The following is a 12,419-nucleotide window of genomic DNA, read 5'->3' on the forward strand; positions in this document are numbered from 1 at the left end:
CGTGCGCAGCGGTACCAGGTCCGAGAGGGCCCGGCCCGAGCGTGCCCGGGCCGCGATCGGACTCGTCGCCCGGGCCGAACGCCGGGAGCGCCGGTGGAGCCTGCTCGCGCTGGGCCTGGTGCTGGGCCTGGTCGGCGGCCTGATGCTCGGCGCGATCGCCCTCGGCGAGCGCACCGGTTCGGCCTACTCCCGGCTCATCGACGCCGTGCACCTCGACGACGCCCGGCTCGTCCTGGCCGCCGACCAGCCCCGCACCATCGCCGCGCTGCCGACCATGCCCGGCGTGGCGGACGTGTGGGAGGCGAGCACCTACGTCGTCCAGCTCGACGGCGGCGCGCTGCGGTTCCTCTCGGTCGTCGCCGGCGCCGACCCGCACCCGGACCTGGTCACCCCCGTGATCGTCGCGGGCCGGGAGCCGGATCCCGCGGCGCCGGACGAGGTGATCGTGTCCGAGCAGCTCGCCGAGGGCAGCGGGATGGCCCTCGGCACCGAGGTGGGCGTGCGGATGCTCACGCTGCAGGACATGGCGGACTTCGCCGTCGGCTTCACGCCGCACGGCCCGGCGAGCCGGCTCAGGGTCGTCGGGATCGCCCGGATGCCGGCCTGGGGCAGCGCCCTGCCGGACGTCGTCGGCGGCCCGGGGTTCGCCCGCGCCAACGCCGAGGGCCGCGTGGGCACGGCCGCCTACCTGCGGCTGACCCCGGAGCCGGACTCCCTGGCGCGCTTCAGCGCCGCGCTCGCCGCGTCCTCGGCCGCCGAGCCGTCGATCGTCGGCGAGTACCTCACGGCCACCCCGGAGACCCCGCGCGCCACCAAGGACGAGTCGGTCGTCGCCGCAGAGAACGCGCTGCTGGTCGGGATCGTGATGTTCGCCGTGGTCGTGGGGCTCGGGGCGCTGCAGGTCACCGGCCTGGGCCTGCTGCGTCTGGCCGGGCTGGCGCGCGGGGCGCGCTCGATCGAGGCCGCGCTGGGCATGACCGCGGGTGAGAGCGTGCTGGCCAGGGTGCGGGCCGCGCTGCCCGCCGCGGGGATCTCCGGGCTGCTCGGCGCCGGGGTGGTGCTGGCCGCGGGGCGGCTCGAGCCGCTCGGCAGCCAGGCCCGCTTCGAGCCGGTCACGGGCTTCCGTCCGCAGTGGACACTGGCGCTGCTCGGCGGCCTGGGGCTCGCGGTCGTCTTCCTGCTGTGCGCGGCGGCCGCGGCGGCGATCGCCTGGCGCCGCGCCGGGGCGAGCGCCGCGGAGCCCGGGTCCGCGGAACCGCGGCCGTCGCTGCTCGCCTCGGTCGGGGCCGCGTTGCGGCGCCGGCCCACCCTGCTGCTGGGCAGCCGGCTCGCCCGCACCGCAGGCGCGCGCCGCGGCGTCCCCCCGCTCGTCACCATCCTCGCGGCCGCGGCGGCGGTGGCCGCGATCGTCGCCACGCTGGTGGTCGGCGCGAGCCTCGCCCGCCTGGTCGACGCCCCGGCGCGCTGGGGCGGCGGCACGGACCTCACGATCGCGGACAGCCGCGAGGACGACGTCGCCACCCTCGTCCCGGACCCGCGGGTCGCCGCGCTCACGGTGGCCAGCACCGCCCGGCTGCGCACGCCGGAAGGGGTGCTCCTCGGCGCGCAGAGCATGGTGGACCGCAAGGGTGCCTCCCCGGTGCAGCGGGTGTCCGGCCGGCTCCCCGAGGGGCCCGACGAGGTGGCCGTCAACCCGCGGGTGGCCACGCAGTTCGGGCTCGCCGAGGGATCGCCGCTGGTCCTGCTGGGTGCGGACGGCCGGTCACGGGAGCTCGTGGTGGTCGGCGAGGCGGTGGTCCCGTCGGGGGAGAGGTTCCGGCCCGGCCAGGACATCCTGCTCCACCCGGCCACCCTCGACGCCCTCTCCGGCCTGCGCACGCCGCAGCTCACCGCGTTCGTCACCGCCGCTCCGGGGATGGCCGGGGCCCTGACCGCGGAGCTCGGCGGCCGGCTCGAGCTCGGCACGAACCTGCCCCCCGAGGCGATCCGCAACCTCGCCGATCTCGTCAAGCTGCCGGGAATCCTGGCGGTGGTGCTCGCCGTCGTCGCGGGCACCGGGCTGGTCCACTCCCTGCTGGTCACGGCCCGGCGGTTGGCGCGCGAGATGGCCGTGTTCTCGGTGCTCGGCGCCACCCCGGGGCAGGTCCGCACCACCCTGACCGTCCTCGCCGCGACGACCGTCGTGCCGGCCGTGCTGCTCGGCGTGCCCGTCGGGCTCGGCGTGGCACGGCTGTTCTGGTGGCAGGTGGCCTCGACGATCGGGGTCGGCGGCGATCTCGCCGTGCCGGTCTGGCCGATCCTCGGGCTCGTCCTCGCGGTGCCGGTGGGCGCCGCGCTCGTGTCCGTGCTGCCGTCGCTGCGGGTGGACCGCGCGGCCACCGCCTCGGCCCTGGCGGCGCTGTGAACCCCGGGATCGCGGCCGTGGCCCGCGCCGAGCTGCGCACGGGGATCCGCGCGCTGCTCGTGCTGGGGCTGATCGCCGGGCTGGTCGGCGGCCTGCTGCTGGGCGCCGCGGTGGTCGCGGACCGCACCGCCACCGCCTACCCGCGGCTCGTCGAGCGCACCGGCCTGGACGACGCCCGCGCCTACCTGCCCGCGGACCTGCCCGAGGTCACGTCGTCGTTCGCCGGGCTGCCCGGGGTGACGCAGAGCTGGACCGCCTACGCCTGGATCGCGCAGATCGACGGCCCCACGCTGCAGTACACGTCGGTGATCGCCGGGCCGCAGCGGCCCAAGGACCTGGTGGACCCGGTGATCGTGGCCGGGCGGGTGCCGCGCGTCGAGGCCGCGGACGAGCTGCTGCTCGGCGAGCCGCTGGCCGCCGCGGCGGGCCTGCACGTCGGGGACCGGATCACCCTGCGGATGCTCACCTTCCGCCAGATCGCCCGCTTCGCCAGCGGCTTCGGCGAGCCGGACGGCGCCACCCGGCGCATGACGGTCGTGGGGATCGGCCGGATGCCGTCCTGGTCCGGTGCGCTCGGGGACTCGCTGGCCACCCCGGCCTTCGCCGCGCAGAACGCGGGTGCCGCGGGCGGGCGCTCCGGCTTCGCCCGCCTCGCCTACACCGGCGACGCCGCTCACGACGCCGCGCTGCGCTCGCAGTTCCTCACCGCGCTCTCGGCGAAGTACACCGGCATGCCGCGACCCCTGATCGTCGGCCAGTACGTGCCCGAGGTCCCGGTCTTCCCGAGCACCGACCCGGATCCCGCGGTCGCCGCCGCCGAGCGCGTCCTGGGTTTCGGCCTCTGGGGGTTCGCGCTGGTCGTGGCCCTGGGCGGGCTCGCCGTCGTCGGGCAGGGACTGCTGCGGCTGCACCTGCGCGGCGGTCCCGGGCAACGGGTGGAGAACGCGCTCGGGATGAGCGCCACCGAACGGGCGGGCGCCCGGGTACTCGCCGCGACCTCCGGGGCCGCGGTGGCCGCGGTCGTCGCCGGGGCGATCACGCTGGCCGCGGGGGTGGTCGAACCGCTGGGCAGCCAGGCCCGTTTCGAGCCCGATCCCGGATTCGACCCGCGGTGGGACATCGTCGTGGTCGGTGCGGTCGCGGTGTTCGTGGTGTTCCTCGGCATGGCGGCGGCCACGGCCGCGCTGGCCGGGCGCGGTGCGAGCGTCCGGACGGTCCCGGTGCGGCACCGTCCCCAGCGCGTCGGCCTGCGCTGGCCCTCGCTGTTCGTGGGGCTGCGGCTCGCGCTGCGCGGGCGGCTGGAGACGGGCGGCACGATCGGCGTCCCGGCCGTCGTCACGGCGCTGGGGATCGCGGTCACGGTGGCGGGGATCGTCGCGTCGACCATGCTCGGCGCCAGCCTGCAGCGACTCGTCGACACCCCGGCCCGCTACGGCTACACCTCCGACCTCACGATCGCGGACGCCCGCGAGCCGGACATGCAGGCCCTCGCCGCCGATCCGCGGGTGGCCGGGCTGACCGTCGTCCAGACGGGGCGGGTCACCCTGGGCGAGGACCGGGCCCGCCAGATCGACGCGTACGCGCACGTGGCGCGCAAGGGCGACGTCCCGGTGTCCCTGGTCACGGGCCGGTTGCCGGCCGCGTCGGGGGAGGTGGCCGTCGGCGCGCGGGTCGCCGTGCGCGAGCAGCTGGCGCTGGGCGACACCGTGGACGTCACCTCGTCGGACGGCCGGCAGGCCCGGCTGACCGTGACCGGCGTGATCGTGCCCCAGCCCGAGCGCGGCGCCCCCCTCGGCGAAGGCCTGTTGATGACGCCGGCGCAGCTGGGTGAGCTCTTCGGCTCACCCCTGGCGTCGGCTCACGTGCTGGCGGCGCCGGGGGAGGCCGGGGCGCTCTACGCGGAGCTGGCGAAACGGCTGGAGGTGCACCCGCCCGCGGTGCCCGCCGAGATCGACACGCTGGCCGGGCTGCTCCGGCTGCCCGAGATCCTGGCGCTGCTGCTGGCGGGCATCGCGGTCGCCGGCCTGGTGCACATCCTGGTCGGCGCGATCCGCCGGCACACCCGGGACGCGGCCGTGCTGTCGGTGCTGGGGGCGACACCGGCCCAGATCCGCGCGACCCTCGGCGTCCTGGCCGGGACGACCGTGCTGCCGGGCGTGGTGATCGGCGTGCTGCTCGGCCTCGGCGCGGGCCGGTTGCTGTGGTGGCAGGTGGCGAGCCAGACGGGCGTGGCCCCGGACGTCATGGTCCCGGTGTGGCCCATCGCCCTGATCCTGCCCGCGGTCCTGGTCGGCGCCCTCGTCCTCGGCGCCCTCCCCGCGATCCGCCTGGCGAAAGCCCCCGTGGCAGTCTCCCTCCGCGCGACCTGACCCGGGCGCCGCCGATGCCGCGTTATGGATCCATAACGGCCTTTCCGGGGCGTGAGATCGCGTTATGGATCCATAACGCGATCAGAGGCCCTCGAAAATCGCGTTATGGTTCCATAACGCGCAGGTCAGGCGCTGGGTCAGGCGGCGGGGCGGATCTCCTGCCAGAGGGTCTGCAGGGCGGCTCGGCCGAGCTCTTCCTTGTTGAGGTAGGCCGCGACCTTGTCGGCGCCGGGGATGTCCTCGCGGCGGTAGGTGGAGCACAGCACGGTGCGCACGCCCGGGACGCTCGCGGCGACCCGCGCGGCCGCCTCCACGCCGTCGATACCCGGCAGGTTGAAGTCCATCAGGACGAGGTCGGGGACCAGCCCCGAGGCCACGCTCACGGCCTCCTCGCCGGTCTCCGCGACGCCCACGACGGACCACCCGGGCATCCGGGCGATCACCGCCGACGCCGCGACCCGGAAGGGTCGCTGGTCGTCGACCACCAGCACGCGCACCTGCTCCTGCATGCGACCCAGTGTGCCTCCGCGGGCAGGTTCCCGCCGAGGATGCGGGCCCGCCCGTGGTCGGTGGTACTGGCCCCACCCCCGATCGAGAGGGTGACGACCTCGTTGCCGCACTTGCGGTTCGGCAGAGTTCTCCTCATCAGCGGCGGGAACGCCGACAGTTCAGAGAGGACTTCACCATGACCGGCTTCTTCGCCCGCGCCGCCGCCTCCGTCGCCGTCGCGGCCGCCGTCAGCCTGACCCTGGCCGGCACCGCCTCGGCCGCGGAGCCCGGTGGGCCACCCGGGGCCTCACCCCAGCAGGCCACACCGACGGAGAAGGCCGCCGCCGAGGTGCGTCCCGCGATCGTCTACCTCACCGAGACCTTCACCGCGTACGTCGGCGACTCGACCGGCTACTTCAACTACGGCAACGCCTACACCCTCAACGCCACCTGCACCGGCTTCGGCGTGAACCCGCAGGGCTACATCGCCACCGCCGGCCACTGCGTGGACACCACCAGCGCCGACGGCATCCGCGCCGACTTCGTCGAGCAGGCCGCCCGGGACTTCGTGGCCGCCAACCCCCGCTACAACCTGCAGGACGTCTACACCTACGGCCTCGCGAACTGGACCGTCGAGGGCACCGCGAAGGGCTCGCCGATCGAGTCGCAGTTCTCCGCGGTGATCGGTTCCGGCACCGGCGGCAAGACCAAGGGCCAGGCCCTCCCGGCCCGGCTGGTCGACTTCCGCCCGATCGGGCAGGGCGACGTCGCGCTGCTGAAGGTGGAGTCCTCGGACCTGCCCACCGCGCACCTCGGCTCGGACGCGGACGCCGCGATCGGCACCCCGGTGCTGTCCATCGGCTACCCGGCCAGCGCGGACTCGGTCACCGACACCACCCTGGAACCGTCCAACAAGGACGGTCAGATCAGCACCAAGCGCACCATGGGCAGCGTCCCGTTCTACGAGACCAGCGCCTCGCTCTCGCCCGGCATGAGCGGCGGCCCGACCGTCGACCTCAAGGGTGACGTGGTGGGCATCAACAGCTCGCACCTGCGCACCGAGCAGGCGTTCAACTTCATCGCCCCCTCGAACGGGCTGACCGAGCTGCTCGCCCGCAACGGCGTGAAGAACGAGCAGGGCCCCAACGACAAGCTCTACCAGGACGCTCTCGCCTCCTACTACGGCGGCCACTACTCCGAGGCCATCGCCGGCTTCGACCGGCTGCTGCTCGTCGACCCGGACCACGGGCAGGCGCAGCAGTACAAGACGCTGGCAGCCAAGGCCAAGGAGCGCTTCGGCGACACCGCCCCCGCGGCGCCGCCGGCGGCCGCCCCGGCCTCCGACGAGGGCCCGTTCGGCCTCGCCCCCTGGCTCTTCTGGACGATCGTCGGCGGCGGTTCCGCGCTGGTCGTCGGTGGTGTGGTGCTGACGATCGCGCTGCTGCGCCGTCGCGGTGGCGTCGCTCCCGCCCCGGTCCCGGCCCCGCAGGGCTACTCGAACTGGACGCCCGGTGGTCAGGGCTACCCGCAGGTTCCCGCCGCGCGGCAGGAGCTGCCCTGGGGCAGCGCCCCGGCACCCGTCGCCGCTCCGGCCCCCGCGCCGGTGGCCCCGTCCGCCCCGTCCGCCCAGGCGGCCCCGTCCGCCCCGTTCGCTCCGTCGGCTCCGGTGAACGGGTCCGGTTCGGACGGTCCGACGACGATCGTGACCCCGGCGGAGATCCTCGCCTCGCAGCGCCCGGCGCCCCAGGTGCCCTCGCGCTTCCCGGCGCCCTCAACCCCGGCAGCTCCGGTCGCCCCGGTGAACGGTGCCGCCTCCGAGAGTGACGTGGCTGCGGGGGCGACCGCGGTGGTGTCCCTCCCGAAGGGCGGGAACTCCCGGAGCTGCGGGACCTGCGGCTCGACCGTCACCCCCGGCGCGGTCTTCTGCGCCACCTGCGGCACGAAGCAGTAACCGCTCCACGACAGCGGGGCCGGCCCTTCACGGGTCGGCCCCGCTCTCGTGCGCGCGCCTCCGCCCAGCCCCCGAGATGAACACCAGGGCTGTTTCGGGCACCCCGAAACAGCCCTGGTGTTCATCTCGACGCGAGCTGTTGCGCCGATCGGGTGATGCGCTCCGACGGGTGTCGAGCGGCCGGGATGCGCTCCGACCAGCGGGGGAGAAGCGCCCACCCGGGCGCCCCGGAGGAAGGCCCGACCATGCGCACCCTGATCCACTTCATCCACGTCTCCCTCGACGGCCGGATCTGCGGCCCGAACGGCGAGTTCGACTGGCCCCGGATGGGCCCGGAGCTCTCGGCCCACTCGGTCGCGCTGAACGAGCGCATCGACACGCTGCTCTACGGCCGCGTGGTGTGGGGCTGGATGTCGTCCTACTGGCCCACCGCCGACGAGGACTCGGACAGCCCGCACGACAAGGCGTACGCCCCGGTCTGGCGCGCGACGCACAAGGTCGTCGTCTCGCGCACGCTCGAGTCGGTGGACCAGCCGAGGACCGACCTGATCCGGGACGACGTCCACGCCCGTATCCAGGCGCTGAAGGAGCAGCCGGGCAAGGACATCGTCCTCATGGGCGGCGCGGCCCTCGCCGCCGATCTCACCGAGGCCGGCCTGGTCGACGAGCTCCACATCGGCGTCCACCCGGTGATCCTGGGCGGCGAGCACGCCGTCCTGCCGACCCCGAGCCGCCAGAACTTCGACCTCGTGGACTCGCAGGTCTACGACGAGCGGGTCGTCCTCTCGACCTACCGCCGCGTGTGATCAGCGGCCGCGGTGCGGGGCGGCCATGAGCGGCCGCCGGGTACCGCCGAGGGCGATCAGGAGTTCTGCAGGAACACCAGGACCGCGGAGACGCGGCGGTTGAGGTCCTTCTCCTCCGACAGCCCGAGCTTGGAGAAGATCGAGTTGGTGTGCTTCTCGATCGCCCGCTCCGAGAGGACCAGGGCGGCGGCGATGGAGGCGTTGGACTTGCCCTGTGCCATCTCGCCCAGCACCTCGAGCTCCCGTGGGGTGAGGGCGTCGAGCTCCGAGGGCTTGGCCCGCTGCGCGGCGACCAGGCCCTCGATGACCGTGGGGTCGATGACCGAGCCGCCCTCGGCGACCCGGCGGACCGCCTCGGCCAGCTCGTCGCCGTCCGCCACCCGCTCCTTGAGCAGGTAGCCGCGCCGGGCCGTGCCGTCGGCCAGCAGGGTCAGCGCGTACTGCGCCTCCGCGTACTGGGACAGCAGGATCACGCCCATGTCCGGCTTGCGCGTGCGCAGGTCGGCGGCGACGGAGATGCCCTCGTCCGTGTTCGTGGGGGGCATCCGGATGTCGGTGATGACGACGTCCGGCTCGTGCTCGTCGATCAGCTCGTTCAGCGTGGGCAGGTCGGGGGCCGAGCCCACGAGGGTGAGGTCCTCGGTGGCGTCGATCAGGCGCACCAGGCCGTGCCGGAGCAGGGCGTTGTCCTCCGCCAGGACCACTCGGATCTTCACCCGCCCAGGGTAAGGGGCGCGCCCGGCGGGGCGGGGGTGTACTGCCCACACCTTTACGGGTTCGGAACTCCGCCGGTCGGATCGGCAGGCCAGCACGGGTGTCGCGGCGACCGCGGCCGAGCAGGGTTCCCGGCATGACAACGCAGATCACCCCGCCCGCCGTCCCGGTCATCCCCGTCATCCCCGCGCCCCTGAGCGCCGAGGACTACGCCGGCTACGCCGTCACGGAGAAGAAGAGCAGCGCGCCACCCTCCACCGGGTTCCGCCGCAGAGCCGTCGGCATCTCCGCGGCGGTCGGCGGCGTGCTCGTGGCCTCCGGGTTCGCCGCGACGGTGTGGGAGCGCGCCGAGGGCAAGCTCCCGTACCTCGACTCCCTGGTCGTGGACCCGATGCGCAGCCAGATCGCCGCGATCCTGCTGTTCTTCGGGTACATGGGCATCGCGTCGGTGCTGCTGGCCTTCACCGCCATGACCCGCAGCCGCGGCCGCGTGCTCGGCAACGTGGCCCTGGCGATCTCCTGGATCGGCACGCTCGCCCTGCCGGGCCTGCTCGTCACGGACTTCTACGACCTGGCGATCCGCCAGGAGCTGCCGGCCGAGACCGCCGTCCGGGTCTCCGACGCCGCCCAGAACCTGCCGCTCGCGGTCCTCATCGGGGGCCCGACGACGATGCTCGTGTTCGCCGGCATGGTGCTCGGCGCGGTCGCGGCCTGGCGCGCGGGCTTCTTCCACTGGTCGTTCGGCCTGATGATCGTCGCCTCCGTCGCCGTGATGACGGTGCCGCTGGGACAGCAGTACTCCGCCGTCGCGAACATCGTCTCCGGCGCGCTGATCGGCCTGTTCATGATCACCGTCGGCATCGCCGCGCTCCGGATGACCGACGCCCAGTGGGCCGGCGGGGCGAGGTAGCCCGGCGCTGGAGAGGTCAGCGCAGGAGATCAGCGCAGGGAGAAGACGGCCTCGTGCCGGCGGGGACCGCCACCCCCGCCGCCGCGGGGCCGTTCGCTCTGCTCGGGCATCAGCGGCGGCACCCGGCCGCCGGAGCGCCGGGCCGCGCGCCGCGAGCGCAGGTAGATCCACGGGCCGGTGAGCATGCCGCGCCGGCGGGTGCGGGTCGAGCTGGTGGAGAGCCCCTCGGCGCCGCTCTGGCTCTCGGCGATCCGGGAGAGCTGGCGCACCGCGGCGGGGATGCGCCGCAGCGCGACCATCCGGCCCTGCGGGCTCAGCGCGACCTTCGTCAGGAACCCGGCGAGCCCCACGGCGTAGCCCTCGACCTGCTCGCGCAGCGCGGCGGTGTCGGGCCGGTGGTGGTGCCACACCCAGGCGGCGGGCTCGTAGCCGGTGGCGTGCCCGGCGAGCACCAGCCGCACCAGGAACTCGCAGTCCTCGCCGCTGCGGGCCCGGGTGCCCGGGCCGAGCGACTCGTCGAACCCGCCGACGGCGAGCGCGACGTCCGCGCGGACGGCCAGGTTCGCGCCGATGCCCAGCAGGCCGGGCGCGAACGGGAAGATCGCGGAGTCGGCGGGCGGCTCGGCGAGGGAGAAGCGGCGCGGCACGAAGCCCTTGCTCCAGCCGAGCGCGGAGTCCGCGACGATCTCCTCCGGGCTGGTCAGCCGGGCCGCGAGCACCGGCCCGCTGACGCAGACGAGCTGCGGGTCCGCGGCGAACGCCCCGGCCAGCCGGCGCGCCCAGGAGCCGTCGACCTCGGTGTCGTCGTCGGTGAACGCGACGAGCCGGGTGCGGGCCTCGGCGAGCCCGCGGTTGCGCCCCACGGACGCCCCGCGGCGGGTCTCGCGGATGTAGCGGACGCGCTCGTCGCCGATCGCGGCGACGGCCTTCGCGGTGGCGTCGTCCGCCGGGTCGTTGTCCACGACGAGCACGGTGACCGCGGGGTGGTCCCCGGCGAGGACCGCACGCACGCACCGGCCGAGGCTGCGGGCCCGCCCCCGGGTGGCGACGACGACCGTGATCGGCTCGACGGACGCGGGCACCTCGCGCGGCGCGGGCAGCGAGCCGAGCTGCGCACGGATGCACTCGGCGACGGTCACGGCGTCCGCACGGCCGTCGACGAGCGGCACGGTGACCTGGCCGACGGCGTCGCCGCCCACGGTCACGAGCAGGCGGGCCGCCCGGAACCCCGGATCGACCTGCAGGCCGGCCGGGTCCCCGAGGTCGACCTCGCCGACCCAGGTCGGACCCTGCTCGTCCGTCATCTCGCGTCCCCTTCCGTCCCCGGTCTCCACCGGCGACGAGGCCCAGTCTCCGCACGCACGCTGTGATCACCCTGAGAACGAGCGATGAGCCAGGTCAGTAACGGTTTCCGGCTCACTCCACCGGGTGGTTTGACCCACATCGCTCACGGAGAGTGACTGTCGGGTGGTGGGGGTACCGTCCGGGTATGGATGCGGGGACGAGGCCGCGTGCGGCGATCGTGGTCACGGGCAGCGAGCTGCTCACGGGCGCGGTGCAGGACGCGAACGGGCCGTGGCTCGCGCGTGAGCTGGGGGAGCTCGGGTTCGGGGTCACCCAGCTCGTGATGGTGGGGGACCGGGCGGAGGATCTCGCCGAGGCCCTCGCGCACGTGGGGGCGGCGGCGGAGCTGGTGGTCACGAGCGGTGGTCTCGGCCCGACCGCGGACGACCTGACGACGGAGGTCGTGGCCGGGTACGTCGGCGCCGAGCTGTTCTGTGACGAGGAGCTGCGGGTCCGGATCGACGCCCGGATCGCGACCTGGGCGAAGCGCTCCGGGTTCGCCGGCGCGGCGCTCGACGAGGCCACCCGCAAGCAGGCCATGGTGCCGCGCGGGGCCGTCACGCTCGAGCCGTACGGCACGGCCCCCGGCGTCGTCGCACGCAAGCCGGACGGGCCGCTGGTCGTGGTCCTCCCCGGCCCGCCGCGGGAGCTGCAGGGCATGTGGCCGCAGGTGCTGGCGGCGCCCCCGTTCGCCGAGCTGCTGGCCGGCGTGCCTCACGCGGAGCCCCGCCACCTGCGGTTCTTCAGCCTCCCCGAGTCCGAGATCGCGGCGACGCTGCGGGATCTCGGCATCCCGGACGGGGTGGAGGTCACGACCTGCCAGCGCCGCTCGGAGCTGGAGGTGGACCTGCACCCGCTGCCGGGCCGGGAGGTCGCGGCGAAGGAGCTCGCGTCGGCGATCGTGGAGCGGCACCGCGCGCAGCTGCTGAGCGAGGACGGGCGGACCACGGACGAGCTGCTCGCCGCGGTGCTCGCGGAGCGCGGGCTCACCGTCGCGACCGGCGAGTCCTGCACCGGCGGCCTGCTCGCCGGGCGCCTGATCGACCGGGCCGGCTCCTCGGCCTACGTCGTGGGTGGGGTGGTGGCGTACTCGAACACCGCCAAGACCGCGATGCTCGACGTGCCGGCGGAGATGATCGCCGAGCACGGCGCGGTCTCGCCGGAGGTCGCGAAGGCCCTGGCGGACGGCGCGCGGGCCGAGTTCGGCGCGGCGATCGGGGTGGGGATCACCGGCGTGGCCGGGCCGGGCGGCGGCACGGAGGCCAAGCCCGTCGGGTACGTGTGCTTCTGCGTGACCACGGCGGACGGCCAGGTCATCGCCCGCGACCCGGTCCTGGCGGGCGGGCGCAGCACCATCCGGGAGCGCTCGACGGACCTGGCGATGCACCTGCTGTTGCGGGCGGCCACGCGGTACTCGTCGTGACGTTCGCTC

At 74.9% G+C, this 12,419-nt stretch carries 9 protein-coding genes; 6 read left to right on the forward strand and 3 right to left on the reverse strand.

The annotated features are described in order from the left end of the window. Position 1: 1 nt before the first annotated feature. Together ABD324_RS13730 and ABD324_RS13735 are read left to right on the forward strand one after the other, a co-directional pair. Positions 2-2,404, forward strand: coding sequence for an ABC transporter permease (locus ABD324_RS13730; protein WP_344416232.1), 2,403 nt, complete (start codon positions 2-4; stop codon positions 2,402-2,404). After that, on the forward strand, positions 2,401-4,773 hold the full coding sequence (locus ABD324_RS13735) for an FtsX-like permease family protein (protein WP_344416234.1): 2,373 nt from the start codon (positions 2,401-2,403) through the stop codon (positions 4,771-4,773). Before ABD324_RS13730 ends, ABD324_RS13735 begins: the two co-directional genes overlap by 4 nt. Before the next feature lie 137 nt (positions 4,774-4,910). Here ABD324_RS13735 and ABD324_RS13740 read toward each other — a convergent pair whose 3' ends face one another. Further along, positions 4,911-5,282, reverse strand: a complete 372-nt coding sequence (locus ABD324_RS13740; protein WP_344416236.1) for a response regulator transcription factor — start codon at positions 5,280-5,282, stop codon at positions 4,911-4,913. Positions 5,283-5,458: 176 nt separating this feature from the next. On the opposite strand from ABD324_RS13740, the gene ABD324_RS13745 reads away from it, so the two are divergent. Both ABD324_RS13745 and ABD324_RS13750 read left to right on the forward strand, forming a co-directional pair. Beyond that, complete coding sequence (locus tag ABD324_RS13745) at positions 5,459-7,213, forward strand: trypsin-like peptidase domain-containing protein (RefSeq protein ID WP_344416238.1); 1,755 nt, start codon at positions 5,459-5,461, stop codon at positions 7,211-7,213. Between the two features lie 245 nt (positions 7,214-7,458). Next, the gene (locus ABD324_RS13750; protein WP_344416240.1) at positions 7,459-8,019 is read left to right on the forward strand and encodes a dihydrofolate reductase family protein; all 561 of its coding nucleotides are present in this window, start codon (positions 7,459-7,461) and stop codon (positions 8,017-8,019) included. Positions 8,020-8,075: 56 nt separating this feature from the next. Here ABD324_RS13750 and ABD324_RS13755 read toward each other — a convergent pair whose 3' ends face one another. After that, the gene (locus tag ABD324_RS13755; protein ID WP_425565836.1) at positions 8,076-8,735 is read right to left on the reverse strand and encodes a response regulator transcription factor; all 660 of its coding nucleotides are present in this window, start codon (positions 8,733-8,735) and stop codon (positions 8,076-8,078) included. A 134-nt stretch (positions 8,736-8,869) separates the two neighbouring features. Here ABD324_RS13755 and ABD324_RS13760 point away from each other — a divergent pair, with 134 nt between their 5' ends. Continuing rightward, positions 8,870-9,643: a hypothetical protein gene (locus ABD324_RS13760; RefSeq protein WP_344416242.1), complete on the forward strand. Its 774-nt coding sequence runs from the start codon at positions 8,870-8,872 to the stop codon at positions 9,641-9,643. A 29-nt stretch (positions 9,644-9,672) separates the two neighbouring features. Here the strand turns inward: ABD324_RS13760 and ABD324_RS13765 are convergent, their stop codons facing one another. Next, the gene (locus ABD324_RS13765) at positions 9,673-10,947 is read right to left on the reverse strand and encodes a glycosyltransferase family 2 protein (RefSeq protein ID WP_344416244.1); all 1,275 of its coding nucleotides are present in this window, start codon (positions 10,945-10,947) and stop codon (positions 9,673-9,675) included. Positions 10,948-11,132: 185 nt separating this feature from the next. Between ABD324_RS13765 and ABD324_RS13770 the strand changes: the two genes are divergently transcribed. After that, a complete protein-coding gene (locus ABD324_RS13770) occupies positions 11,133-12,410 on the forward strand; it encodes a competence/damage-inducible protein A (protein ID WP_344416246.1) in 1,278 nt (425 codons plus the stop codon). The last annotated feature ends 9 nt before the right edge of the window (positions 12,411-12,419 follow it).

The sequence above is a fragment of the Pseudonocardia ailaonensis genome, from assembly GCF_039531635.1.
Lineage (GTDB): Bacteria > Actinomycetota > Actinomycetes > Mycobacteriales > Pseudonocardiaceae > Pseudonocardia > Pseudonocardia ailaonensis.

Coding starts and splice junctions, on each gene's coding strand:
- ABD324_RS13740 (WP_344416236.1), bottom strand. CDS start 5,282: ATGCAGGAGCAGGTGCGCGTGCTGGTGGTCGACGACCAGCGACCCTTC.
- ABD324_RS13760 (WP_344416242.1), top strand. CDS start 8,870: ATGACAACGCAGATCACCCCGCCCGCCGTCCCGGTCATCCCCGTCATC.
- ABD324_RS13745 (WP_344416238.1), top strand. CDS start 5,459: ATGACCGGCTTCTTCGCCCGCGCCGCCGCCTCCGTCGCCGTCGCGGCC.
- ABD324_RS13750 (WP_344416240.1), top strand. CDS start 7,459: ATGCGCACCCTGATCCACTTCATCCACGTCTCCCTCGACGGCCGGATC.
- ABD324_RS13770 (WP_344416246.1), top strand. CDS start 11,133: ATGGATGCGGGGACGAGGCCGCGTGCGGCGATCGTGGTCACGGGCAGC.
- ABD324_RS13765 (WP_344416244.1), bottom strand. CDS start 10,947: ATGACGGACGAGCAGGGTCCGACCTGGGTCGGCGAGGTCGACCTCGGG.